The sequence below is a fragment of the Dyella sp. Tek66A03 genome, from assembly GCF_052567735.1.
In genome coordinates this window covers 3,208,494-3,231,400 of record NZ_CP199584.1, presented here as the reverse complement: position 1 = coordinate 3,231,400, position 22,907 = coordinate 3,208,494, and the positions used below count along the sequence as shown (strand labels likewise).

Sequence of the window (22,907 nt, the reverse complement as noted above, 5' to 3'; positions counted from 1 at the left end):
CCACGATTTGTCATTCAGTGGTCATCTAGAGCGAGGGAATGGTGGTCGACGTCAGCGTGGCGCAGCTTGTTGCGCTCGCAATCCCGACGCCGCGAACGGCGATCCATGACCTTTGTCACGTTTGCCTAATCGTCAGTCAGACGTAAGCTTCCCCCTATTGGTGATCCCCCGCACCATCAGAGACGACACACGCCGATTGACGAAGCCAGTGTTTTCGCTTCGCACGTGTACGCGTCCCGAAAAGGAGCTCGTGCATGGCCGTACTCGTTGGCATCTACCTGGTGCAGTGCGTTTCCATCGAAGTTGAGGTTGACGGCGACTCTGCGTGGATTGGCGCCTGGACCGTCTCTCGATCTCCCTCTGGCAATCGCCAGGACTGGGAAGCGCTGTTACACGCAACGACGCCGCAAAGTTTTGCGAATGTCGAGAGCGCACACCGCGCGGGCGAGGACGAAGGAACTGCATTTGCTCGCCAGCTCCAGGGCGATGACTGCCTGGAACCGACGTTGTGGTGCATGGAAACTTCACTGCGGGCGGAGCATGAGGTGCTTGCAGGAAAAGTCCGGTACACCTCGCAGCGTGGCGCCAATCCTGAGATGAAGACATCGTCGGCTCGCTGTTCCCATTTGCACTAGCCTTAGCTCTACCGAGGCTATGCACTCTCAGTGCCGACCTGACGCTCCCGTCGTAGAACTTCGGTCGACGACATCGATGTGGCGGGCCGGATTCGCGCTGAAGCCGATGCTTCACGCGCCAACGTCGAAGTAACGCTGCGCCTGCTAGCCAGCTTCAAGGGAAGCGTCCATTGACTCTGGTCGCGCATGGCGCGGTGTGGTTGCAAAGACGGTGGAGCTGCTCGGCCGCATGCCATCGCTAGCCAGTTTGCGAGATTTGCCTGTCGTCCACGTGGCGTCAGGCACCCCGCAGCCAGGTATCAGCCTGCCGTCTGATGGCCGTCGCGTACCCGTGGGTGTGAATTTCTCGTGACTAGAACGGACCGTTCCTCGGTCACCAAACGTTCGCGCAGCATCAGGTAAAGAATTGAACGTCATGGACGACGCCCTTCAAACCGGCCGCCTAAATCCCCCATCTTGGTTGCGAGGTATTTCCATGAGAAGCATTGCCACAGCGTTACTAGTTTCAGCACTGATGATAACGGGTGCCGCTCTTGCTCAAACTGCCAGTCAGGCTCCGACGAGCGCTGGCGGTAACGCGGCGGGGGATGGACTCTCGACGACTTGTCAGTTCACGAAGGGACCAAAGGCAGGCCAAGTACAACACTGGCCACGAGGTACCGCCGGCGTCACACCTGTGCCGATCGGTCAGGGTTGTACCGACGATGAGAAGAGCTATGGCGTCGCGATAGCCGACTCCGCCCATGCGTCTATGAAAGCTTCGGGCGGCACGCTCGAGCCCAATGACGGCTACTCGACCACCTGTCAGTTCAACAGCGGGCCAAGGGCGGGTCAGGTACAACATTGGCCGCGGGGCACTCCCGGCTTGGCGCTGGCGGTGATTGGCCAGGGTTGTACTGATGGTCAGGACAGCAATGGCATCGCCATAGCTGACCCCGAGGGCGGCGGCGCATAGCGGCGCCTCGCCAGTGTTCATCGCCGCCGAGATGGCCCCAGGCGCGAATGATGAAACGCGGACCTGCTATCTCGCGCATTGAAAACGACACCTGGCTGGCCTGTTGATGGGCCGGCCGGGCATTCGTCTAGACACTTGAGAGGGGTTGGCGGGTAACCGGGGCAGAGCCCCTTAGCAAGAGCGTGCGACCGGCTCATCACGGCAGGAAAGAGATATCACCCGTAGTGGCTAACCCGGCTCGAAGTGGCTCTGACCCTATTTTCGGACCCCGTATTACGAGCACCAGCGGGCACAAAAAAAGCCGCCTCTCGGCAGCCTTATTTGCTTGGTGGACGTGAGCATTGCGGAGCGAATCCGGCATTGCGGAGCGCCCAGGTAGTGCTAAAACTCACGTAAACCTCTTGGTACCGGTGATAGGACTCGAACCTACACGACATCGCTGCCAGTGGATTTTGAGTCCACCGCGTCTACCATTCCGCCACACCGGCACAACGAACGCTAATTATGCCAAGTTCAGTGGACTGGGTCGAGCCCCAATTTGCGGTCGGTGCGCTCGTAGTGCTCGTTGTCGCCCAGCGGCTGGAAGGTCGCGCAGTGCGTCATCTGGCCGGAGTAGATATGCAGGCTGACGGCAACGGCGTCGTCGCTGGGGTTGCGGATGGTGTGGTATTCGTGCGGCGGGATCAGGCTGCCGGCGGAGCCGGGGCCGGCCTGGATCGAGCCGACCGGCTGGAAGCGGTAGTGGCCGTCCTCGTTCTCCAGGCGCTCGTATTGCACCACTTCCAGCGCGCCGCTCCAGACGCCTTCCACGCACCACATGCCGCAGTGGTCGTGGATGGGGGTGCCCTGGCCGGGTCCCCAGGTCATGGCGACCACGCAGTAGCCATGGTCTTCGCTTTGATACAGCTCGCGGCGCGCATAGCGGCCTTCGGCGGTTTCGAAGACGCAGTTGGGCAGCTTCACTTCCTGGCCGCGGATGAGCTTGCACAGGCTGTTGCGCAGGCTGTCGGTGACGGCGCGGGTGCTGTCATGTGCGACAGCAGCGTCGATGGCATCGATCAGTTGGCGGGAACCGGGGAATTCGAGGGTGAGCATGACGTTCTCGGGTTGCAGTTCTACCTGTCTATCTTAGCAGCGCGGACCGAGGACGGCTCTCAGGTGTTCAGAGTCGGGTGAGAAAGCCGCCGATGGCGCGGCTGTAGTTGGGAATGTCGACGAGGAAGGCGTCGTGGCCCTGCGGCGAGTTCAGCGCCACGAACTCCACGGCCGCGCCCGCGGCGCGCAGTCCCTCGGCGATCTGCTCCTGCTGTTCCAGTGGGAACAGGATGTCGGTGCTTACGCCGATCACCATCGCCTGCTCGATGCGGATGCGCTTGAGGCCTTCCATCACGCTGCCGTCGCCGTACTCGGCGATGTCGAACCAGTCGCTGGCACGCGAGAGGTAGAGGTAGCTGTTGGGGTCGAACGTGCGCACGAAGCGTTGCGCATGTCCTTCCAGGTACGACTCCACCTCGAATTCCAGGCCGAACGGGTTGTCGTCGCGCTGTTCCGCATCGAGGCGGATGCGTGCGAAGCGGCCGTTCCATTCCATCGCCGAGCGATAGGTGATGACACCGAGCTTGCGCGCGATGCTCATGCCGTCCTCGGGATAGCTGTCGGCGCCGTAGTGACCGTGGTTCCAGTGCGGATCGAGTCGGATCGCCTCGCGTTGCAGCGATCGGATGGCGATGGCAAACGGCTGCGCCTGCGGTGCGGTATCCACGCTGATATGCGCGCGCACGCTGCGCGGGTGCAGCACCATATAGGCCAGCGCGCTCATGCCGCCCATCGAGCAGCCGATCAGGCAGGCCAATTGCGCAATGCCGAGGCCGCTGACGGCCGCATGCGCGGCGTTGGCGACGTCTTCCAGCGACAGTTCCGGAAAGTCGAGACGATAGGGCTCGCCTGTCGCCGGGTTGATCGACGCGGCGCAGGTGGAACCCTTGTCGCTGCCCAAGGAGTTCACGCAGATTACGAACCAGCGCGAGGTGTCGATGGCCTTGCCAGGGCCGATCATCGCCTCCCACCAACCGGCCGAGGGATCTTCGGCGTTGGAGGTGGCGTGTGCGCTCGGCGACAGCCCGGTAAGGATCAGCACGGCGTTGTCGCGCGCGGGGCCCAACTCACCCCAGGTTTCGTAGGCGACGCGGGCACCGTGGAGTTCGCCACCTCGCTTCATCGCAAACGGCGAGGGAAGGGCGCAGTACCGGCGTGCGTCGCGATTCATCAATGAACCTTGTCGATGCTGATCTTGATCGGAGTATGGGTATGGACGTCGACGACACCGGCATCGCCTTCCAGGTCGCCCGCCTGGGCGATGGCCTGGCCGCTCTTGCTGATGCGCGCGCCGACGAATACGCGTGGCACGGAGGATAGTTTGAGTTGGGGTGTCATGCCCATCGTGTCGGTAAGCGTGACGGTGGCGGGCAGGGCGGCAGCATCGAGTCTCGCTACAGCCAGGGGCATCGGCGGACCCTGCTCGGCACGCGCGTAGACGAACAGCGTATCGCCGGGCGTCAGTTTGTTCTTGAGCGCGGAAGACAGGGCCACCTGTACCTGCAAGGCTGGACCCTGGGTTTCGTCTGCGGCGGCGGGGGTGGGCGCTTCGGGCGCGATTTTTCCACCGTCGCGCACACGAGCGTCCGCCACGGCGATCTGTTCGCTGACAGCCTTGGCGACGGTGGAGTCGGGATCCAGCAGCGGCTGCAGCTGGCGCCAGGTGGCGGCCGCTTCGCCGTAGCGGTCGTGCTGGAACTGGCTGATACCGAGCAGCCACAGGCCACGCTGACTTTGCGGATCGAGCTTGACCGCGCGCTCCAGCAGTTCGAGCGAGCGGCCTTCGATGCGATGGTCCTGGCGCACCAGGGAATCGGCTTCGGCCCAACCCACCATCGCCACGCTGTTGTTGGCGTCGATACGCAGCGCCTGCTCGTAGGCATCGCGCGCATCGGACGGGCGGCGCATGGCGCCATAGGTTTGTGCCAGCAGCATCCAGCCTTGCAAGTCGTCGGGCTTCTGCGCCAGATGCGCCGTCAGTTCGCTAACGGCCTGGTCGATGCTCATGCCGGCATCGGGCCGTTGCACGCCATCCAGCGCGATCGGCGCGCCGACCAGGCGGTAGAGCCCAATGGCTGCCAATGGCACGGCGAGCGCCACCATCAACGCCAGCACAAAGATGCTGCGGGGACGACCCTGTTGGCGACCGTGACGGATCAACGGCAACAGCAACAAGGCCAGCGCCACGGCGATCATGGCCGTGGCGATCAGAAAGAAAGCGAGTTTCACCAGTCGTCCCCTTCGTCGGTCGACTTGTCATCCACGGTAGCGACCGGCGCCACACGACTGCGACGGCGTACCGTCATCACGACCACGACGCCGCCTGCCAGCAGGATCGCTAGCGGACCGAACCAAAGCAGCATCGTGCTGGACTTGACCGGCGGGTCGTACAGCACAAAATCGGAATAGCGATCGACCAGGTATTGCTTGATCTCGTCGTCGCTCTTGCCCGACTGCATCAGGTCGAACACCTCATGGCGCAGGTCGCGGGCGAGGTCGGCATTGGAATCGGCGAGATTCTCGTTCTGGCAGACCAGGCAACGCAGTTCGCGCGTGAGGTTCTGGAAGCGTACTTCTTCCGCGTGATTCTTGAACGGCAGCGGGTCGATCGCCTGACCCCATACGATGCCCGTGAAAAACAACAATGCGAGTAGGAGCGCACCCTGTGCGCGATCCCCGAGTCGGACAGAGAGGGAGCTCATGGCGAGGTTTCCTTCGCCAGCGCGGCGATGGCCGGCTTGAGTTCCTTCTCGATCACGTCTGGCGTCAACGGCCCGATGTGCTTGTAGCGAATGATGCCCTTGCCGTCGACCAGGAAACTTTCCGGCGCGCCGTACACGCCGAAGTCGATGGCGGTGCGGCCTGGCTGATCGACGATGATCATGTCGTAGGGATTGCCGTGTTCGGCAAGCCAGGCCTTGGCATCGTCCGCCGCGTCCTTGTAGTTGTAGCCAACCAGCGGCACGCCGATGGACTTGCCGTCATTCATCAGCACCGGATGCTCTTCACCGCAGGCGATGCACCAGCTGGCGAAGACATTGATGAGGTAGGGCTTGCCCAGCAGCGACTCGCGGCTGACCGTTTGCGATGGATCATCGAGCTTGGGCAGGACAAAGGCAGGCGCAGGCTTGTTGATCAGCGGCGAAGGCACCTCGCGCTGATGGTGCTGCGTGTTCCACCAGATGCCGAAGCCGAACAGCGCCACCAGCAGCACAAAGCCGAAAAAGGGCAGCAGGCGACTCATGCACGCGACTCCTGCAGCGCAGCCGCCGGTAGCTCAGCCGGTACATCGGCGGTTTCGGCCACGCGCTTGGCGCGGAAGCGCCGATCGGCGGCGGCAAAGAACCCGCCCAGCATCATGAGCAAGCCACCGGCCCAGATCCAGCGCACAAACGGCTTGTCGTAAAGACGCAAGGCCCACGCGCCTTCCGGCTGGCTGCGATCCATCGGTTCCCCCAGGGCCACATACAGGTCGCGTGTCACGCCCGGATCAATCGCCGACTCGGTCTGCACCTGGCCGCGCGTATAGGTGCGCTTCTGCGGATGCATCACGGCGATTTGCTTGCCGTTGCGCATCACCGTTACCGTGCCCTGATCGCCTTGCCAGTTCGGGCCGCGGGTTTCCTGCACGCCATCGAAGCGGAAGTCGTAGCCGCCAATGGTTTCGGTCTGCCCTGGCGACAGGCGCACATCACGTTCGACGCTCAGCGCATTGGTGAGCAGCACGCCAGCGAGGAACACGCCCACGCCAAAATGCGCCAGCAGCATGCCGGCCATCTCGGCGGGGTAGCGGCGGCCGGCCGGCATCTCGCGCCAGCGCTTGATCACGTAGAGCAGGGTGCCGAAGCCGCACCACACGGCGGCAGCGGTGCCAGCGATCACCTTGCTGGCGCCATCGGTCAGCAGGCCGGCGACGATGGCGCAGGCGACGGCAGCCAGTCCCGCACGCAACATCACGCCCTTGAGCAGTGAGAGATCGCCCTTGCCCCAGCGCAGATACGGACCGAACGGCAGCAGCGCCACGATCGGCAGCATCAACAGGGTGAACAGGAAGCCGAAGTAGGGCGGGCCCACCGAAATCTTGCCTAGGTTCAGTGCATCGCCGATCAACGGGAACAGCGTACCCAGCAGCACCATGGCCGCAGCCACGGTGAGCATCAGATTGCCGATCAGAATCGCGGTTTCGCGCGAGACCACTCTGAACGGCCTGCCGCCAGCCACTTTGGGCGCGCGCAGCGCGTATAGCAGCAGGGAGCCACCGACCACGATGGCGAGGAAGCACAGGATGAACAAGCCGCGCTTCGGATCGGAGGCGAACGCATGCACCGACGTGAGCACGCCCGAGCGCACCAGGAAGGTGCCCAGCAGCGACAGTGAGAACGCGAAGATCGACAGCAGGATGGTCCACGCGCGCAAGCCGCCGCGTTTTTCCGTCACCGCCTGCGCATGGATCAGGGCGGCACCAACCAGCCACGGCATGAAGCTGGCGTTCTCGACCGGATCCCAGAACCACCAGCCGCCCCAGCCCAGTTCGGCATACGCCCACCAGCTGCCGGCGACGATGCCGGCCGAGAGGAACGCCCAAGCCACGTTGGTCCACGGACGTGCCCAGCGCACCCAGGCCTGTTCCAGTTCGCCGCCGAGCAAGGCGGCGATGGAGAACGCGAACGCCACCGAGAAGCCCACGTAGCCCATGTACAGCACAGGTGGATGGAAGGTCATGCCGGGGTCTTGCAGCACCGGATTGAGATCGCCGCCATCGGCAGGCATCGGCAGCAGCCGTTCGAACGGATTGGACGTGAAGATGATGAAGGCGAGGAAGCCGACCGCCACCAGGCCGAGCACGCCCAGCACGCGCGCTACAAACACCTCGGGCAAGTGCCGGCTCAGCGCGGCCAGTGCCAAGGTCCACACGTTGAGGATAAAGATCCACAACAGCAGCGAGCCTTCATGGGCGCCCCATACGGCGGCAACTCTGTAGTACCAGGGCAGGGCGAGATTGGAGTTGTCGGCGACATAGCGCACCGAAAAATCGAACTGCACAAATGCCCACACCAGCAGGCCGAACGCCAGCGCCACGAACACTGCCTGGCCTGCAGCAGCAGGACGGGCGACGGCCATCAGCGCACGGTTGTTGCGCCATGCACCGATCAGCGGCAGTACGCCCTGCGCGAAGGCCAGCAGCAGGGCCAGGATCAGCGCGAGTTGACCGAGTTCGGGCGTCATTGCGGTTTGTCCTGCCCGGCGGCTTCATTCACTTGCTTGCCTTCGTGCGCCTTGGCCATGGCGTCCTTCAGCTCTTTCGGCATATAGGTCTCGTCGTGCTTGGCCAGCACTTCGGTGGCGATAAAACGTGCGTTGTCCATATGCCCGCTGGCGATCACCGACTGATTGTCGCGGAACAGGTCCGGCAGGATGCCGGTGTATTCCACCGGCATCGAACCGCTGGCGTCGATCACGGTAAAGGTGACTTTCAGCGAATCGTTGCTGCGCTGGATGGAGCCTGCCTTGACCATGCCGCCAAGACGGAAGTTCTTGTAGCTGGTGGCCTGGCCCGTCTGCACCTGGCTCGGCGTGAACAGGTAGTTCATGTTCTGCTGTAGGGCGAACACGACCAGGCCAATCGCCACGGCTGCCGCCGCGATAACCGAAAGGACAATGGTGAGCCGGCGTTTGCGAGTGGGGTTCATGAATAACTCGGGTGGTAACTGCTCAAGGCGATGACGAGGCACGTTGGGCGCGCGCGCTCTGGCGCGCCATGCGGGCGCGCAGCTCGCGCAGGTCGCGGCGTCGGCGCAGGACGGGGCTGACGTAGTCGGCAATCAGCACCATGAAGAACACGGCATAGGCCGGCCACACATAGGCGGCGTAGCCACCCATCGCAATAAAGCTGTCCCACGAGAGCGTGTTCATCGGCGCTTCTCCTGCTCCGCTATCTGGCGCACCCAGTCCTTGCCGCTTTCCAGCGACAGCAAGTCAGTGCGCACGCGGCCGAACAGGCTGGCGATGTAATAGAACTTGGTCGCGGCCATCATGGTCAGCAGCGGCCACAACATCTCGCTGCTCATCTTGGACGGACCCAGGAGGCGCACGGTGGAGCCCTGGTGCAGCGTGTTCCACCAGTTCACCGAGAAATGCACGATCGGCACGTTGATGATGCCGATAATGGCGAGGAAGGCGGCAGCGCGCGCGCCCTGGCGGCGATCCTCGAACGAGTGGTACAAGCCGATCACACCCAGGTACAGGAACAGCAGCACCAGCTCGGAGGTGAGCCGCGCATCCCAGGTCCACCAGGTGCCCCACATCGGCTTGCCCCACAGCGAACCGGTGACCAGGGTAATGAAGGTGAAGGCGGCACCGATCGGCGCCGATTCCATCGCCACCACTTCGGCCAGCTTGATGCGCCAGACCAGGGAGATGAACGAGGCAACCGCCATGATGCCGTAGATAAACAGGCCCATCCACGCGCAAGGCACATGGATGAAGATGATGCGGTAGGCGTCACCCTGCTGGTAATCGGCCGGCGCCAGCACCAGGCCGCCATACAGCGCCACCGCGCCCAGCAGCAACGCCAGCACCAGGGCCCAGGGGCGCAGCGTCCCGGCGAAGCGGTAGAAGTTGGGCGGCGAGCTGAGCTTGTGCACCCAGAGCGGGATCCAGTTGGCCATAGCGTCTCAGGCGTCCAAGGCAATACGTAGGGCGGCGGCGCAGGCCAGCGGCGCCAGCACCAGGGCCATGGCCAGTGCGGCCCCCAGCCAGGCGATGGGCGCGAGCCACGGCAGACCCTGTTGTGCCGCGGCGACGGCGCCAGCGGCAAAGATCACCACCGGCACGCAAAGTGGCAGCAGCATCAAGGCCAGCAGCATACCAGAGCGACGGCTGCCGGCCGTCAGCGCCACCAGCACGGCGCCGAGCAGGCTAAGCAGCGGCGTTGCGAGCAGCAGCGCGTAGATAAGCACCGGCATGACCGCGGTCGGCAGATGCAGCATGCCGGCCAGCAGCGGCGCGATCACGATCAGCGGTAACGCCGTGGTGATCCAGTGGGCGAGGATCTTCATGCCCATCATCAGCGCGAGCGGCTGCGGCGATAACATCAACTGTTCCAGCGAGCCGTCCTCGATGTCACTGCGAAACATGGCGTCCAGCGCCAGCAACATGGCCAGCAACATGGTCATGAGTACCACGCCGCCGGCAATACGTTGCAACAATGCGTTTTCCGGGCCCAGGGCGAACGGGAACAGGGTGGTGACGATCAACGCGTAAAGCACCGGCATGACGATATCGCCACGGCGGCGCCAGGCCAGGGTGAGGTCGCGACGCAGCACGGCGACGCAGGCGGGAGTGAGCGGCGCGAGACTCATGCGTGCATGCGCACCCGTTTCGGCTCGCCATGCAGGAAGCTCACCGCGCCATGGCTGGTTACCAGGGCTGCGCCGCCGCTGGACGAGTGTTCGGTGAGCAGGCGATTGACCAGGTCGATGCCGGTGCGATCCAGGTTGGCGTAGGGCTCGTCCAGCAACCACAGCGTGGCGGGCAAGAGCAGCAGGCGGGCGAGTGCCGCTCGTTTTTTCTGGCCGGCGGAGAGACGGCGTACCGGTTCATCCTCGTAGCCCGCCAAGCCGATATCCCGCAGGACGTCGTCGACGCCGCGGCCGCAGCGGTTGCCATACAAGCCGACGGCCACGTTCAGATTCTCGCGCGCACTGAGATCCGACTTGAGGCCGAGGTGGTGCCCAAGGAACAAGGTATCGCCCAGATGTTCGTCACGCCGCCACGGGCGGCCGCGCCATTGCAACTCACCTTCTTCGATGTGCAGCAGGCCAGCCAGCATGCGCAGCAAGGTGGTTTTGCCGCTGCCGTTGTCGCCCTCGACCAAGGCCACTTCACCGGCACGCAGGCTGAAATCCAGCGGACCGAACACGGGTTCGTCCTGGCGATAGAAGGTGAGCGCCCGTGCTTCCAGCAGGATAGGGGCGACGGTGGACGTGGCAGTCATCGCGCGATTGTCCGCAATGGCTGGCAAGCTTGTCCATGCGGCGCAGTGCCGCCAACGAAATCGCCACTCGGCGGCACAGCTGCAAACCATGTGAGACGGCGGCTGATGGTGGTCGGCTCAACGCTCGCCGGGGTGCGGCAGCAGACGCAGTTGAGCCGGTGCCTGGCCCTGGCCGTGAACGTAAGCGTGCTGGCCGAAGTGTTCAGCCAGGCGATCGAGCAGGTCGGGGGCTGGCCCGATAACGAACAGGCTGGGTTCCCTCCAGCCATCGCCGCCGACACCGATGGCGGCATGTACGGCGATGGTTTCGGGCTGGTAGCGCAAGGCGTCAAGCAGCTGTCGTTGCGCGCAGCGGTTCGCCGTGCGTGCCTGCGGCCGCGAGCGAGGATTCCAGGCGGTGATATATCCCCAGCCGTGATCGCCCGCCCAATCCATCAGCGGGGCAGGCAGGGGATGATCGATCCTGATAGTCGCCCAGCCGCCGCGGCCAAGGCGCACCCGATATGCGGTGGCCCGGTAAGCGGCAAGCAGGGACTCATCCATGCCGCAGATCGGGCAGCGGCGGCAGGGTCGCGCGCAGGGCGGTGATGGCGGCATCGAGGTCGACTGTGGTCGCCTGGGTTGAGCCGCGCAGCAATTGTTCCAGCAGCTGATCCTGCGCCCGCCCGCGCTCGAAGGCATAGGCGTACGGCAGGTGGGTAAACGTCACCATGCGATAGCGCGCCATGAAATGCTGCGGCGCGCGTTCGGCCAGCAACGCGCCCAGCTCGCGCTTGGCGAGATAGTGCGGATCGGCGACCGAGTCACGCATTTCCACGTAGTTTTCCAGCGCCATCGCCGCGATGGCATCGGCGTTGGGTTGGCGGATGCGCTGGAATTCCGCGAACGCGTCGGCGGTGTCGTTGGGCGATTGGGCCAGCAGCGAGGCCAGCACCACGGTGTCCTCGAAGCCGCAGTTCATGCCTTGGCCGTGGAACGGCACGATGGCGTGCGCTGCATCGCCGACCAGCAGGGCGCGCCCGTCCAGATGCCAGCGCTGCAGATAGAGCGTGGATAGCGTGCCGATCGGATGACCCTCGTAGTCTGCCGCGAAATCGGGAATCAGCGGTAGCAGGTCGGGAAAGTCTTCCTGGAAGAACGCGCGGGCGGCCTGGGTATCCGGCAAGGTCGCGAAGCTCGGGTGGGCGCCCTGGGCCGGCAGGAACAAGGTCACCGTGAAGCTGCCCTCGGTATTGGGCAAGGCGATGCACATATAGCCACCGCGCGGCCAGATATGCAGCGCATGTGGTTCCAGCGCGAACTGGTCATGCCCGCCGCTGCGGCCCACCAGGTCCGCCGCCAGCACCCCGGCGGACGGAATCTCCAGTTCCTTGTAGGCATGGCCTAGCGCGTCCATCCGTTCGCCCAGCGGCGTATGGGCATTCATCGCCGCGCGCAGCGCCGAGCCGGCACCGTCGGCGCCGATGATGACGGGCGCATCGAGATCGCGTTCCACACCTTGTTCGTCGGCCAGGCGGATGCGGCGCGCATCGAAATCGGCGCTCACCAGCGACTGGCCAAAATGGAAGCGCACGCCTGCGGCTTCCGCGGCATCCAGCAACAGCATGTTCAAGGCGCCACGCGAGACCGACCAGATCACCTCGCTGTCGTCCACGCCGTAGCGCTGCAGGCCGGAGCGTCCATCGCGGGTATGCACCATGCGACCGCGCATCATCACCGCGCGTTGCAGCACGTCGTCCGCCAGTCCGGCTTCGCGCAAGGCCTGCAAGCCACGTTCGGCCAGGGCTAGGTTGATCGAGCGTCCGCCGACAAAACCGGCTACGCGAGGATCGGGGCGCTTCTCGAACACATCGACGGCAAACCCTCGTCCAGCCAGTTGCTGGGCCAGCAGGGCGCCAACCAGGCCGCCGCCAATGAGGGTGATCGTTTGCTGCTGCGCCATGGTGCGTTCCGTCGGGGCAATCAGGGCACTGTTCCGCAAGCGACGGAGGACTGCAAGTTTTGGAGCGGGGAGGGTCGTCGCAAAGCACTTTGCTCGTCATCCCAGCGGCTCTCAACAGCCGAAGGGCTGGTCAAGCTGGGATCCAGTGCCTTTGCACGGCATTGGAGTCGCTGGAATGACGATCCATCCAGACCGTCCTTGCGACCCCATCTGCTTCCTCAGAAGCTCATGAAGTAGCCGCCATTCACCGGCAGATTCGCGCCCGTGATATAGCCAGCGTCCTCCGCGGCGAGAAACGACACGGCACGTGCGATATCGGCAGGCGAACCAAGCCGGCCGACCGGGATGTCCGAGATGATCTGGTCGCGGATGTCGGCGGCCACGGCAGCCACCAGGGCGGTGTCGCAATAGCCCGGAGATACGGTATTGACGGTAATGCCCTTGCGCGCCGTCTCGCGCGCCAGGGCCATGCCGAAGCCATGCACGCCGGCCTTGGCGGCCGAGTAATTGGTCTGCCCGAACTGGCCCGTCTGGCCGTTGACCGAGCTGAGATTCACGATGCGGCCAAAGCCGCGCACGCTCATGCCTTCGATCACGTTGCGGCAGGTGTTGAAGACGCCGTCGAGATTGACGCGCATCAGCTCATGCCATTGCTGCGGGGTCATTTTGCGCAAGCTCGTATCACGGGTGATGCCCGCCGCGTTGACCAGGATGTCCACACTGCCGTGGCGGGCTTCCACCCGCCCGATGAGTTCGGCACAGCTATCGAACTGGCTCACATCGCCAGGCTCGAATACGACCGCGCCATTCAGATCGGCCAGCTCGTGGCGAAAGGCGGCCAACCGTTCCTCGCGTCCGGGAAGGTCCACGGCGATGACCTGACGACCGGCCTGGGCCAGTTGACGACAGATCTCGGTGCCGAGACCGCCGATGCCTCCGGTCACGATGGCAACGCGCGGGGTGCGGACAGAAGGATTCATGGCAGGGGCTCGGACACGGTCATGCCGCAGGGCAGCACGTGTTGTGCTGCAGCGGTCGTAAGGAATGGGAGATGGCTGGCGTCAGCGGACGCCAGCCGGAATCGATTAGCCGGGCTTCTTGCCGCCGCTTGGCGGCTTGGCCTGGGTAGCGGCGTCCAGCAGGCCGCGCTGCATGTTGCGCCAAGCGTCCATATTGCGCTCGGTCAGCTCGTTCAGCATGGACCAGGGCGTCTGGCCAAGCAGGCTGTTGAGCTGGGTACGGAACTGTTGTTGCTGGTCCAGGAACACCTGGAGACTGCGCTCCAGATACGGTCCCATGAAGCCCTGCAGCGAGTCGCCGTAGAAGCGGATGATCTGGCTGAGTAGCTGGGGCGACAGCATCGGCTGCCCCTTTTCCTCATGCTCAGAAATGATCTGCAGCAACACCGAGCGGGTCAGGTCGTCCCCACTCTTGGCGTCGCGGACCTCAAAGGTCTCACAGTCGAGCACCAGCTGACGGACCTCTTCCAGCGTGATGTAGCTGGAGATCTCCGTGTCGTAGAGCCGGCGGTTCGGATACTTTTTGATGATGCGGATCGTTTGTGCCATGCGGCACAAACTAGCAGAAGGTATTGCGGCGCACCAGTCGTCCATGATCTGGGTCATGTTGCGACCAGTGGTGCAGCAATCCTTACGGATCAGTGGCCTGCTGCCGGACCACCTGCGCTGCCGAACGGCGGCCTGGCGAACCACAGCACCGGAATCAACAGCACGAACAGGATGGCGCACAGCCAGAAAATGTCGTTCACCGCCAGGGTCAGGGCCTCCTTGTTGAGCAGCTGATCGGTGATGCCCAGCGCCTGCGTCTGGCTCAGTCCCGTATGGGTCAGCTGCTGGAGCACCTGGTCGGCCGGCTGGCTGGCGGCGGTCACGTTCTCGGTGAGCGTGGCGTGGTGCCAGATGCCCCGGTGCTGCCAAAGGGTGACCGACACGGCGGTGGAAACACTCGATCCCAGCGTGCGGAAGAAGTTGGCCAGGCCGGTGGCGCTGGCGATTTCCTCGGATGGCAGCCCCGCCAGATAGATCTGATTGAGCGGGATGAAGAAGCAGGGGATGGCGATACCCATCACGAAGCGCGGCAGGATCAGCGAATTGAACGACGCCGAACTGTCGAAGGTGGAGAACCAATACGACGTCCCGGCGAACACGATGAAGGCGAAGGTCACGACCGCACGCAGTTCCAGTCGGTGCAGGTTGCGTCCGAGGATCGGTGCGAGCAGGAAGGCCAGGATGCCCACCGGTGCCGTGGCCAGGCCCGCCCATGTGGCCGTGTAGCCCAAGGTGGTCTGCAGCCATAGCGGGAATACCACGTTGATGCCGAAGAACGCGAACATGCCCAGCGACTGCGCGGAAACGCCCACCGTGAAGTTGCGCCGTCGGAACAGGCTCAGGTCGACCACGGGATGCTTGGCGTTCAACTCCCACGCGATCAGAAAGGTAAGGCATACCAGCGCGACGAGGCCGAGCGTGGCGATCATCGGCGAAGAGAACCAATCGTGGTCGTTGCCGTTGTCCAGCATGAACTGCAGGCTGCCCACGCCGGCCACCAGCAGCACCAGGCCGATCACGTCGATCGGTGTCTGGAAGATCCTGGTCTCACGCTTGCGCAGCAACGCCCAGGTGATCGCCGCCGCGAGCAGGCCCACTGGCACGTTGATGTAGAAGATCCACGGCCACGAGAAGTTGTCGGTCAGCCAGCCGCCGAGGATGGGGCCGAAGATCGGCGCCACCACTACGGTCATCGCCCACAACGCCAGCGCGATGCCCTGTTTTGCCTTGGGGTAGCTGGACAGCAGCAGGGTCAGCGACAACGCCACCATCGGGCCGGAGCCGGCGCCTTGCAGCAGGCGTGCGACCACCAGCATCGGCATCGAGGTGGCGAGGCCGCACAGCATCGAAAACACCACGAACAGCATCACCGAAAAGACGAACGTCTTTACTTCGCCAAAGCGTCGCGCGATCCAGCCGGTAAGCGGCTGCATGATGGCGCTGGCGAGCGAATAGGAGCTGATCGTCCAGGTGCCCTCGCTCGAACTGACGCCGAGGCTGCCGGCGATATGCGGCACAGCGACATTGACGATGGTCATGTCCAGCACCTCCATGAAGGTGCTGAACGCGACCGCGATGGTCAGCAGGACCAGCGCACTGCCATGCAGTGGCGGTAGCGGCTGCGCGTCGTTGGGGGTGGAGGCCATGGCGGTTTAGGTCGCTTGTCAGTTGGCGCTACGCTGGCTCAAGTTGGCCTTGATGATCTTCTCGGCCTCCGCATCGGCCTTGCTGGCCATCTGCTCGTACACGTCGGTCTGCGCCACGGGCTGGCCGTTGTTGACGGGTGCCATGACGGGGCCCGAGTCGTCGGTAATGTCGACCGTGACTTCGGTGGACAGGCCCACGCGCAGCGGATGCTTGTCGAGCTCCTTGTCATCGAGCGCAATGCGCACCGGCACGCGCTGCACCACCTTGATCCAGTTGCCGGTGGCGTTCTGCGCCGGCAACAGCGAAAACACGCTACCAGTGCCTGCGCCCAGACCGATCACCTTGCCGTGGTACTCGACACCACTGCCATAAAGATCGGTCACGATCCTGGTCGGCTGGCCGACGCGGATGTGACGCAGCTGGTTTTCCTTGAAGTTCGCGTCCACCCACAAATCGTGCAGCGGCAACACCGACATCAACTGCTGACCGGGCTGCACGCTGTGGCCTAGTTGGACGCTGCGCTGCGCGACATAACCGGTCACCGGAGCCAGGATGGCATTGCGCTGCGAAGCCACCCAGGCCGCGCGAAAGTTGGCCCGTGCCTGTTCCACGGCCGGGTTGTTGGTGATCTCGGTGCCCTCGATGGAGGCATGCGCCGCAGCCGACTGCGCCACGGCAGCGTTCAGCGCAGCCTGGGCCTGCTCGACGGAGTCACGCAGATGCTGCACGGTCTCTGGCGCTTCCGCCTGCTCGGCAATCAGCGGCAGGCGACGCTTGAGATCGGCCTGGGCCTTGTTCAAATCGACGCGGGCGTTCGCGACCTGCGCATCGGCGCTGGAGGCCGATTCGGTCTGCTGGCGCACCTGCCGCACGGCTTGTGCGAGCGCGCTGCTGACCTGATGCAGGCGTACGTCGGCATCCGTGCTGTCGAGTTTGACCAGCACCTGGCCGGCTTCAACCCGTTGGGTGTCGTCGGCGAGGATGGCGATGACGGTGCCGGAAACCTGGGCGGAAATCGCGACCTGGTTGCCGCCAACATAAGCGTTATCGGTCTTCTCGCGGGTGGAGAACACGAACACCCACAGCAAGACCCACGCTGCACCCGCCACAATGAAAATGGCTGCAACGATCAGCAGCGTACGCCGCCGCTTGGCCGGATCCTTCGCGGCCATGCCGCTGTCGTTGTCCTGCTGATGGGCAGCGGAATCAGTGGCGCTCATGCGTGGCGTCTCCGGCAAGGTTCGTAGGGGAATCAGTAGGGGAGGGAGCGGTGGATGCGTGGTCTGGTGAGCTGGCGTGGTAACCGCCCCCTAGAGCCTTGATCAGTGCGAGATCGGTGGATAGCGCCTGCGCATGCAAATTCACGGCGTTGTCGCGCTGTTGCAGCAGTTGCGCCTCGGCACCGAGCGATTCGCGCATATCACGTACACCCTGGCGGGCGCGTGCCTGCGCACTCGCGACCAGTCGTTCGTTGGCGGTCACCTCAGCTTGCTGTTCGTGACGGCGTCCGGCCAGCTGCTGGGCCGTGAGGCTCTGCGTGGAGACCTCGCGTGCGGCCGTCAACACGTTGCTGTTGTATTGCGCTACGGCCGCGTCGAGTTGCGCCTTGCTCACGCCGTAATTGGCCTTGAGCAGGCCGCCGGTAAAGATCGGCAGATGCACGGCGGGCGCCAGCGCAAAAACGCGGCTACCGGCGTTGAAGAACTGGTCCATGTCGATACTGGAAAGTCCCGCCATCGCACTGATGCTGATGTCGGGAAAGAACTGCGCGCGCGCGACGTCGGTCTGGCGCAGCGCGGACTCCACCTGCCAACGGCTGGCGGCAATGTCCGGGCGGCGTGCAATGAGATCCACGCCCACGTTATCGGGCAAGCCGCTGTCGATGCCGGGGAGCGGCTTTGGCTGTAATGGCGGCAGGTCCGCAGGAGCGACGCCCAACAGGCTGGCCAGCGCCGCCAGACGGATCTTCGCGGAGCCTTCGATGTTCACCAGCATTTCGCGCGAAGCGGCGAGTTGTGCGTTCGCCGTTTGCGCGGTATCGGGCAGGTCCACGCCCTGGCGCACGCGCAGTTCGGCGAGGTGGGCCAGCTGTTCCTGGGCGCGCACGGTCTGGCGCGCGAGATCGATGCGCGCCTCGTCCGCCAGCCAGCCAAAGTACGTGTCCGCCACCATGTTCTGGAGGGTGAGCGCGGCGGCGCTGTGCTGGGCCTCAGCGGCATGCGCCTGATCCGTGGCCGCCTCGATGGCAGCGCGCTTCTTGCCCCACAAGTCGAAGTCGTATTGCGCCTGCACGCTGAGATCGGCCTGGTTGTACCAGGTGAAACCAAGGAACTTGGGCGGGATCAGGCCCGTTTCGCTCAGGCGTTGGCGCTCGAACTGACCACTGCCGCTGACGGCGAGGCCGGCCTGGGCCGCCGTCGCGCGTATCGATTGCTGAGCCGAGTCCACGCGCGAGCGAGCTTGCGCGATATCGGGCGAGTCTTTCATGGCCAGCGCGATCAGCGAGTCCAGCTGTGGATCGTTGTACTGACGCCACCATGCCGAATCCGGCCATCCGGCACGCTTGCCGACATCGAGGCCAGCGAGCGGTACGTCGTCACGAATCGCTGGACGGCTCAATTTGGAAGGAATGGAACATCCCGCCACGATCAGGGCAATCGTGCAGGCCAGTGCCGCGCGATAGCCGAATCCGCGGCCAGTCGGAGAGTGTGCGGTCATGGACGAGGGTCCGATTGGGTAAGCAAATCGATGTTGAGCGCGACCTGGCGCAGCAGGCGATCCAGCGTGCGCTTGTCACTGGCGCTCAACGACGCGAATGCACCGAGTACTTGTGGAAAAAGGGGAGGAAGAATCTTGCGCACCAGCCGCTTGCCGGCAGGCGTGATGCTCAGCACGATACGACGGCGGTCCTCGGCACTGGCCGCGCGCGTCACCAGGCCGGCTTTCACCAGCGCGTTCGCGATGCGCGTCATATTGGTCGCGCCCTGTTGAGCGTACTCGCACAGTTCGCTGGGGCTGGCGCTGCCGGTCGGACTGCTGTGGATCATCATCAGCGTACGGAAATCGCTGTCGTTCAATCCATGCGGCTTGAGCTTGCGTTCCAGCTCTTCCAGCAGATTGCCGCCCACCAACAGCAACAGCCTGGTCAGTTTCACCTCTTGCAAGGGGATGTCTGGAAGGATCTCGCCCATGCGGGCGATTCCGGCATCCATGTGCTCAAGGCACTCGTTCATCCGCTTCATTTCATCAGAGGATATTTAGCCAGTGAAGTATTAGGCTAGCACTCGGCTGCTCGATTCAACAAGCCTCAGTTGAGCTTGAACAGGCGTCGTGCGTTCGCGGTGGTGGCCGCGGCCACGGCAGCTTCGCTTTCGCCGCGAAGCAGGGCGATCACCCGCAGTACTTCAGTCACCCTCGCCGGCTCATTGCGCTGACCACGGTTTGCGGCATCGGGTTGATCGGGTGCGTCGGTCTCGAGCAGCAATCGTTCGATCGGCATCGTCGCAACCATGTGACGAAGTCGCTGCGCCCGTTCATAGGTGACGGGGCCGCCGATGCCCAGGTGAAAGCCCAGTTCCCACAATCGTGCGGCCTGCTGCACGCTGCCAGCGAAACTGTGCACGACGCCACGCAAGCCGCCGATGCGCTTGATCGTGGAAGTGACCTCGTCCATGGCACGGCGCGCATGCACGATGACGGGCAGATCGAATTCACGAGCGATACGAAGTTGCCGCAGGAAATATTCGCGCTGCCGTGCGGGATCGAGCTCGGGCAGGAAGAAATCCAGGCCGATCTCGCCCACGGCGATGGCGGGATGGCTTTGCAGCTGGACGACGAGATCGTCCAGATGCTCGGGCCGGTGCTGGTCCAGGAAGATGGGGTGCAGGCCGTAGGCGGGGTGTGCCTGGGGGTGACTGGCACAGAGCGACGCGATGCGCGGCCAGGAGGCCCGGTCGACTGCGGGCACGACGATATGCCGGATGCCAGCCTCGCGGGCCCTCGCGAACATCAGGTCGCGGTCGGCGTCGAAACTCCCGTCGTCGATATGGGCGTGGCTGTCAGTGAGTTCGAGCACAGATTGCTAGGTCCCGTCTTAGGAGAATGGCCGATTTCGGTCTAAGCGAATATTCAGTGAATAAAAGGTTCAATGGATGCACGTTCGGATCGAATCAGGCGGACGCGGGGTGCTCCGCCGATCCAGACAGGAGAGCATTATGAACAGGTTGATCGTTTCAGCGTCGAATATCGCCATCGGCGCCGTACTCGTTTTTGGTCTATCGGCATGCAATCGCGACGCGAATGCCGATGGTGGTGTGGATGCCACGACGCAGCAGGCCCCGGCTCAGGATGGTCCCGCCTATGCGCGTGTCGTAAGCGTGACGCCGGTCCGCCAGGCGGCGAGCGCGCCGCGACAGGAGTGTCGTGACGAAGTCGTCACGCAGCACGCGCCTGTAAAAGACACCCATCAGATCGCCGGTACGGCCATCGGCGCCGTCGTGGGCGGCCTGCTCGGTAACCAGGTGGGTGGCGGCAAGGGGCGTACGCTCGCGACGGTGGCGGGTGCGGCTGGCGGCGGTTACGCCGGCCATGAAATCCAGAAGAATCACCAGGAGAACAACACTGTATCTAGCGTGCAAAAGCATTGCACCACGGTGAACGACAAGGGCGGCGACCAGGTGGTGGCGTACGACGTCAGTTACGAGTACAAGGGCGTGACCCGCACGGTACGGATGGATCATGATCCGGGCGACAGGTTGCAGGTGCAGGAAGGGGTGGTAGCCGTTTCCGACGCTCACTAAGGATTCACGTCATGCAGACACGTCGTAGACAGTTTGCAGTTGCGGGACTCGTTGCTATCAATGCGATGATTTCGGGATGTGCGCCGCCACCGCAGCGGCCACCCGTGGTCTTCAATAGCTACGCATCCCCCAGCGACCATTGCGAACTGTGCGGCGTAGTGAATGATGTGCGCCAGGTGGCTGTGCCCAAGGGGGTGTCGCCTGGCGGCATGGTGATCGGTGCCATCGCTGGTGGTCTGCTCGGCAGCACTATCGGCGGTGGCAGCGGTCGTACGGCGGCCACGGTGGTCGGTGCGGTCGCAGGTGGCGCAGTCGGCAACCAGGTGGGCAAGAATACCGGCAGTCCCGACATGCAATGGCAGGTCACCGTACGTCTCGACGATGGTCGTGATGCGACGGTAACGCAGGCAAACGATCCGCAGGTTCGTCCCGGCGATTATGTGCAGATTCGCAATAATCAGATTTTCAGGTTATGACGTCATAAGCGTCTAGACGTCCATAACTTAGAGGCCCTCTTTTGAGGGCCTTTTTTATGGGTTATCGAGATTCAGTTGACGGCGTAGAAGGCGTGATCGCCTATCGTCTTTACGATGCGTCGGGTCGACCACGATGGTGCGACTGCGAGCGTGGCGAAATGATCCGCTTGCGGCACATAGACCGTGCGCTCACCCTTCGGCAGGCTCCAGTTGCTGATCGAGTCGCCTGCAATCTTCCACGCCTTGGTCCACGAGTTGAGATCAGTGACTTCGAAAGTGCGTGCGGTCGTGGTCAATGCGAATTGATTCGGTGAAGTGACGACCTTGCAGACGCTGCCGCCCCAGGTGCCGCGATCTCGGCGGCGAAGCGCAACTTCGGCCACGGCGTATTGGCCTATGGTCGACTCGCTGCGCGCCTCGAGATACACCGTCGTGGCCAGGCAGGTCTGGTCCGCAAGGGGTTGGGGAAGCACGGACGCTAGCCACAACAGCATGGAAAGTTTCATTAGATCTGCCTCCAACGTGCTGTACGCGTGAGCTCGATGCTGCTGAACTCATGCGCCGTTGCGGTGGACGGGCGGGCAGGCCGTTCCACCTGGATTAAACGCACCGAACCGAAACTTGTGGTCGGGCGGTTTGCCACGGGATTGTGGCCAGTCGAGCGGCTGATCCGGTGCCACTCTCAACATGTTGTGCTGCCAAGGCTTTTGCTCGGGTACTAAGGACCACGTTGCCTGCAACTTTGTCCGCGCTTGGGGCGGCATGTACTCCGACATCGCTGTCGGGTCGCGCTGATCCGGACCCTTCCGGTTCGTCGCGTATATGGATACCCGTGGGCTGCGGGGATCGTTCAATGGGTCGGCGGAGCCTAGTGGCGCATTCCGAGTATGGCAAGTGCCTGACCGTTCAGATTCACGTCGCGCTCACATTGGTGTGATGTTGTCGTGAGTCCTTGCGCAATGACGATCGTCATGCGGACCAGCTGTTGGCAACTTGCATCGACACGTCTCCGTCTACACTGTGAGGGGCACCATCATCGAACTGTGAAACGATGTCATCACCGATGATCGCAAGTGCTTCGATGCTTTGCGCGTCGGCTGCAACATCGAGTACCTGGGCAACCTCCTTGCCCTCATGGCGCAGCACGGTGCCCGCATGCAACGGTTGCGACAATACGACGCAATGCATATGCCGCTTGTGACCTCCGCGATAATGCAGTCGCGCCACGATCTCCTGTCCCGGATAGCAGCCCTTGTCGAAGGAAACCGCCTGCAATCGCTCAAGCGATAGCGCTGGTGCCAGACATTGGCCGAGTGTGTTGTCGGGTAGCCACGGCCAGCCCGCACGAATCTGCGGCAAGCGCCAGGCATCGTCTGCAGCGGCTCCCACCACGAGGCTGTGATCGCCGCAGCCAAATATGTAGGCATCACCTTCACGACGGTAAGCGTAAGTGTCGACGGCATCGCCTGTGCCAAGCGTGCGTAATTCGTTCGCGGTCAACTTGACCTTTGAGCGAAACACGAAACGCTGCAGCGACTGCGCCATGGGGGCGGCTTCGCCGCCGCGCAGCAACAGGAGCAATGAGTCGTCGGCAACTCGAGCTAGATGGAATAGGGCGCGTACGCGCCCTTGAGCATCCAGCCACGCGCTGAACTGCCATTGCCCGATGGTTAGTGACTGGATGTCACTGCTGAACTGGGCTTGCGCGAAGGCGATCGCGTCGGCGCCATCGATCAGCAAGGTTTGTGCGGGATAGTGTGTGGGCATATGACGGGCGAGGTGTGGGCAGAGGGG

25 protein-coding genes and 1 tRNA gene are annotated in these 22,907 nt (G+C 63.6%); 3 read left to right on the top strand and 23 right to left on the bottom strand.

Going from position 1 to position 22,907, the window contains the following annotated elements:
- Positions 1 to 254 precede the first annotated feature (254 nt).
- Entirely contained in the window at positions 255 to 635 is a 381-nt protein-coding gene (locus ACT01B_RS14355; protein WP_445143916.1) for a hypothetical protein, read from the top strand.
- A 1,357-nt stretch (positions 636 to 1,992) separates the two neighbouring features.
- Here ACT01B_RS14355 and ACT01B_RS14350 read toward each other — a convergent pair.
- From ACT01B_RS14350 to ACT01B_RS14250, 21 genes are all read right to left on the bottom strand, one after another.
- Positions 1,993 to 2,078 (bottom strand) — tRNA-Leu (locus ACT01B_RS14350).
- A 25-nt stretch (positions 2,079 to 2,103) separates the two neighbouring features.
- Complete coding sequence (locus ACT01B_RS14345) at positions 2,104 to 2,685, bottom strand: cysteine dioxygenase (RefSeq protein WP_445143915.1); 582 nt, start codon at positions 2,683 to 2,685, stop codon at positions 2,104 to 2,106.
- A gap of 67 nt (positions 2,686 to 2,752) precedes the next feature.
- Positions 2,753 to 3,856, bottom strand: a complete 1,104-nt coding sequence (gene metX, locus ACT01B_RS14340; protein WP_445143914.1) for a homoserine O-acetyltransferase MetX — start codon at positions 3,854 to 3,856, stop codon at positions 2,753 to 2,755.
- Entirely contained in the window at positions 3,856 to 4,914 is a 1,059-nt protein-coding gene (locus ACT01B_RS14335) for a tetratricopeptide repeat protein (RefSeq protein WP_445143913.1), read from the bottom strand. The genes metX and ACT01B_RS14335 overlap by 1 nt, the downstream gene beginning before the upstream one ends.
- Positions 4,911 to 5,387: a cytochrome c-type biogenesis protein gene (locus ACT01B_RS14330; RefSeq protein ID WP_445143912.1), complete on the bottom strand. Its 477-nt coding sequence runs from the start codon at positions 5,385 to 5,387 to the stop codon at positions 4,911 to 4,913. Before ACT01B_RS14330 ends, ACT01B_RS14335 begins: the two co-directional genes overlap by 4 nt.
- A complete protein-coding gene (locus ACT01B_RS14325) occupies positions 5,384 to 5,929 on the bottom strand; it encodes a DsbE family thiol:disulfide interchange protein (protein ID WP_445143911.1) in 546 nt (181 codons plus the stop codon). The genes ACT01B_RS14330 and ACT01B_RS14325 overlap by 4 nt, the downstream gene beginning before the upstream one ends.
- On the bottom strand, positions 5,926 to 7,911 hold the full coding sequence (locus tag ACT01B_RS14320) for a heme lyase CcmF/NrfE family subunit (RefSeq protein WP_445143910.1): 1,986 nt from the start codon (positions 7,909 to 7,911) through the stop codon (positions 5,926 to 5,928). The genes ACT01B_RS14325 and ACT01B_RS14320 overlap by 4 nt, the downstream gene beginning before the upstream one ends.
- Positions 7,908 to 8,375 carry a cytochrome c maturation protein CcmE gene (gene ccmE, locus ACT01B_RS14315; RefSeq protein WP_445143909.1) on the bottom strand — a complete coding sequence of 156 codons (468 nt, stop codon included), beginning with the start codon at positions 8,373 to 8,375 and terminating at the stop codon, positions 7,908 to 7,910. The genes ACT01B_RS14320 and ccmE overlap by 4 nt, the downstream gene beginning before the upstream one ends.
- A 22-nt stretch (positions 8,376 to 8,397) precedes the next feature.
- Positions 8,398 to 8,598 carry a heme exporter protein CcmD gene (gene ccmD / locus ACT01B_RS14310; RefSeq protein ID WP_445143908.1) on the bottom strand — a complete coding sequence of 67 codons (201 nt, stop codon included), beginning with the start codon at positions 8,596 to 8,598 and terminating at the stop codon, positions 8,398 to 8,400.
- The gene (locus ACT01B_RS14305; protein ID WP_445143907.1) at positions 8,595 to 9,353 is read right to left on the bottom strand and encodes a heme ABC transporter permease; all 759 of its coding nucleotides are present in this window, start codon (positions 9,351 to 9,353) and stop codon (positions 8,595 to 8,597) included. Before ACT01B_RS14305 ends, ccmD begins: the two co-directional genes overlap by 4 nt.
- 6 nt (positions 9,354 to 9,359) lie before the next feature.
- The gene (gene ccmB, locus ACT01B_RS14300; protein WP_445143906.1) at positions 9,360 to 10,046 is read right to left on the bottom strand and encodes a heme exporter protein CcmB; all 687 of its coding nucleotides are present in this window, start codon (positions 10,044 to 10,046) and stop codon (positions 9,360 to 9,362) included.
- On the bottom strand, positions 10,043 to 10,681 hold the full coding sequence (gene ccmA, locus ACT01B_RS14295; protein ID WP_445143905.1) for a cytochrome c biogenesis heme-transporting ATPase CcmA: 639 nt from the start codon (positions 10,679 to 10,681) through the stop codon (positions 10,043 to 10,045). The genes ccmB and ccmA overlap by 4 nt, the downstream gene beginning before the upstream one ends.
- A gap of 117 nt (positions 10,682 to 10,798) precedes the next feature.
- Positions 10,799 to 11,224 (bottom strand): DUF3293 domain-containing protein, encoded by a 426-nt coding sequence (locus ACT01B_RS14290; protein WP_445143904.1) that lies wholly within the window; start codon positions 11,222 to 11,224, stop codon positions 10,799 to 10,801.
- Positions 11,217 to 12,623, bottom strand: a complete 1,407-nt coding sequence (locus ACT01B_RS14285) for an FAD-dependent oxidoreductase (protein ID WP_445143903.1) — start codon at positions 12,621 to 12,623, stop codon at positions 11,217 to 11,219. The genes ACT01B_RS14290 and ACT01B_RS14285 overlap by 8 nt, the downstream gene beginning before the upstream one ends.
- 218 nt (positions 12,624 to 12,841) lie before the next feature.
- A complete protein-coding gene (gene phbB / locus ACT01B_RS14280) occupies positions 12,842 to 13,603 on the bottom strand; it encodes an acetoacetyl-CoA reductase (protein WP_445143902.1) in 762 nt (253 codons plus the stop codon).
- 105 nt (positions 13,604 to 13,708) lie between these two features.
- Positions 13,709 to 14,191, bottom strand: coding sequence for a polyhydroxyalkanoate synthesis repressor PhaR (gene phaR, locus ACT01B_RS14275; protein WP_445143901.1), 483 nt, complete (start codon positions 14,189 to 14,191; stop codon positions 13,709 to 13,711).
- Positions 14,192 to 14,280: 89 nt separating this feature from the next.
- Entirely contained in the window at positions 14,281 to 15,837 is a 1,557-nt protein-coding gene (locus tag ACT01B_RS14270; protein WP_445143900.1) for a DHA2 family efflux MFS transporter permease subunit, read from the bottom strand.
- Between the two features lie 18 nt (positions 15,838 to 15,855).
- On the bottom strand, positions 15,856 to 17,058 hold the full coding sequence (locus ACT01B_RS14265; RefSeq protein ID WP_445143899.1) for an HlyD family secretion protein: 1,203 nt from the start codon (positions 17,056 to 17,058) through the stop codon (positions 15,856 to 15,858).
- Positions 17,045 to 18,556, bottom strand: coding sequence for an efflux transporter outer membrane subunit (locus ACT01B_RS14260; RefSeq protein ID WP_445143898.1), 1,512 nt, complete (start codon positions 18,554 to 18,556; stop codon positions 17,045 to 17,047). The genes ACT01B_RS14265 and ACT01B_RS14260 overlap by 14 nt, the downstream gene beginning before the upstream one ends.
- A complete protein-coding gene (locus tag ACT01B_RS14255; RefSeq protein ID WP_445143897.1) occupies positions 18,553 to 19,050 on the bottom strand; it encodes a MarR family winged helix-turn-helix transcriptional regulator in 498 nt (165 codons plus the stop codon). The genes ACT01B_RS14260 and ACT01B_RS14255 overlap by 4 nt, the downstream gene beginning before the upstream one ends.
- Before the next feature lie 95 nt (positions 19,051 to 19,145).
- Entirely contained in the window at positions 19,146 to 19,913 is a 768-nt protein-coding gene (locus ACT01B_RS14250; RefSeq protein ID WP_445143896.1) for a TatD family hydrolase, read from the bottom strand.
- A 139-nt stretch (positions 19,914 to 20,052) separates the two neighbouring features.
- On the opposite strand from ACT01B_RS14250, the gene ACT01B_RS14245 reads away from it, so the two are divergent.
- Positions 20,053 to 20,637, top strand: coding sequence for a glycine zipper 2TM domain-containing protein (locus ACT01B_RS14245; protein WP_445143895.1), 585 nt, complete (start codon positions 20,053 to 20,055; stop codon positions 20,635 to 20,637).
- Between the two features lie 11 nt (positions 20,638 to 20,648).
- Entirely contained in the window at positions 20,649 to 21,113 is a 465-nt protein-coding gene (locus ACT01B_RS14240) for a glycine zipper 2TM domain-containing protein (RefSeq protein WP_445143894.1), read from the top strand.
- Between the two features lie 71 nt (positions 21,114 to 21,184).
- Here the strand turns inward: ACT01B_RS14240 and ACT01B_RS14235 are convergent, their stop codons facing one another.
- Both ACT01B_RS14235 and ygfZ read right to left on the bottom strand, forming a co-directional pair.
- On the bottom strand, positions 21,185 to 21,619 hold the full coding sequence (locus ACT01B_RS14235; protein ID WP_445143893.1) for a cell wall hydrolase: 435 nt from the start codon (positions 21,617 to 21,619) through the stop codon (positions 21,185 to 21,187).
- Positions 21,620 to 22,082: 463 nt separating this feature from the next.
- On the bottom strand, positions 22,083 to 22,880 hold the full coding sequence (gene ygfZ, locus ACT01B_RS14230) for a CAF17-like 4Fe-4S cluster assembly/insertion protein YgfZ (RefSeq protein WP_445143892.1): 798 nt from the start codon (positions 22,878 to 22,880) through the stop codon (positions 22,083 to 22,085).
- Positions 22,881 to 22,907: the final 27 nt, after the last annotated feature.

Excerpts from the sequence above, each read along its gene's own strand:
- ccmD (WP_445143908.1), bottom strand. The coding sequence starts at position 8,598 with ATGAACACGCTCTCGTGGGACAGCTTTATTGCGATGGGTGGCTACGCC.
- ACT01B_RS14285 (WP_445143903.1), bottom strand. The coding sequence starts at position 12,623 with ATGGCGCAGCAGCAAACGATCACCCTCATTGGCGGCGGCCTGGTTGGC.
- ccmB (WP_445143906.1), bottom strand. The coding sequence starts at position 10,046 with ATGAGTCTCGCGCCGCTCACTCCCGCCTGCGTCGCCGTGCTGCGTCGC.
- ACT01B_RS14355 (WP_445143916.1), top strand. The coding sequence starts at position 255 with ATGGCCGTACTCGTTGGCATCTACCTGGTGCAGTGCGTTTCCATCGAA.
- ACT01B_RS14320 (WP_445143910.1), bottom strand. The coding sequence starts at position 7,911 with ATGACGCCCGAACTCGGTCAACTCGCGCTGATCCTGGCCCTGCTGCTG.
- ACT01B_RS14235 (WP_445143893.1), bottom strand. The coding sequence starts at position 21,619 with ATGAAACTTTCCATGCTGTTGTGGCTAGCGTCCGTGCTTCCCCAACCC.
- ACT01B_RS14270 (WP_445143900.1), bottom strand. The coding sequence starts at position 15,837 with ATGGCCTCCACCCCCAACGACGCGCAGCCGCTACCGCCACTGCATGGC.
- ACT01B_RS14255 (WP_445143897.1), bottom strand. The coding sequence starts at position 19,050 with ATGGATGCCGGAATCGCCCGCATGGGCGAGATCCTTCCAGACATCCCC.
- phbB (WP_445143902.1), bottom strand. The coding sequence starts at position 13,603 with ATGAATCCTTCTGTCCGCACCCCGCGCGTTGCCATCGTGACCGGAGGC.
- ccmA (WP_445143905.1), bottom strand. The coding sequence starts at position 10,681 with ATGACTGCCACGTCCACCGTCGCCCCTATCCTGCTGGAAGCACGGGCG.
- ACT01B_RS14265 (WP_445143899.1), bottom strand. The coding sequence starts at position 17,058 with ATGAGCGCCACTGATTCCGCTGCCCATCAGCAGGACAACGACAGCGGC.
- ACT01B_RS14240 (WP_445143894.1), top strand. The coding sequence starts at position 20,649 with ATGCAGACACGTCGTAGACAGTTTGCAGTTGCGGGACTCGTTGCTATC.
- ACT01B_RS14330 (WP_445143912.1), bottom strand. The coding sequence starts at position 5,387 with ATGAGCTCCCTCTCTGTCCGACTCGGGGATCGCGCACAGGGTGCGCTC.
- ACT01B_RS14345 (WP_445143915.1), bottom strand. The coding sequence starts at position 2,685 with ATGCTCACCCTCGAATTCCCCGGTTCCCGCCAACTGATCGATGCCATC.
- phaR (WP_445143901.1), bottom strand. The coding sequence starts at position 14,191 with ATGGCACAAACGATCCGCATCATCAAAAAGTATCCGAACCGCCGGCTC.
- ccmE (WP_445143909.1), bottom strand. The coding sequence starts at position 8,375 with ATGAACCCCACTCGCAAACGCCGGCTCACCATTGTCCTTTCGGTTATC.
- ygfZ (WP_445143892.1), bottom strand. The coding sequence starts at position 22,880 with ATGCCCACACACTATCCCGCACAAACCTTGCTGATCGATGGCGCCGAC.
- ACT01B_RS14245 (WP_445143895.1), top strand. The coding sequence starts at position 20,053 with ATGAACAGGTTGATCGTTTCAGCGTCGAATATCGCCATCGGCGCCGTA.
- ACT01B_RS14325 (WP_445143911.1), bottom strand. The coding sequence starts at position 5,929 with ATGAGTCGCCTGCTGCCCTTTTTCGGCTTTGTGCTGCTGGTGGCGCTG.
- metX (WP_445143914.1), bottom strand. The coding sequence starts at position 3,856 with ATGAATCGCGACGCACGCCGGTACTGCGCCCTTCCCTCGCCGTTTGCG.
- ACT01B_RS14260 (WP_445143898.1), bottom strand. The coding sequence starts at position 18,556 with ATGACCGCACACTCTCCGACTGGCCGCGGATTCGGCTATCGCGCGGCA.
- ACT01B_RS14290 (WP_445143904.1), bottom strand. The coding sequence starts at position 11,224 with ATGGATGAGTCCCTGCTTGCCGCTTACCGGGCCACCGCATATCGGGTG.
- ACT01B_RS14305 (WP_445143907.1), bottom strand. The coding sequence starts at position 9,353 with ATGGCCAACTGGATCCCGCTCTGGGTGCACAAGCTCAGCTCGCCGCCC.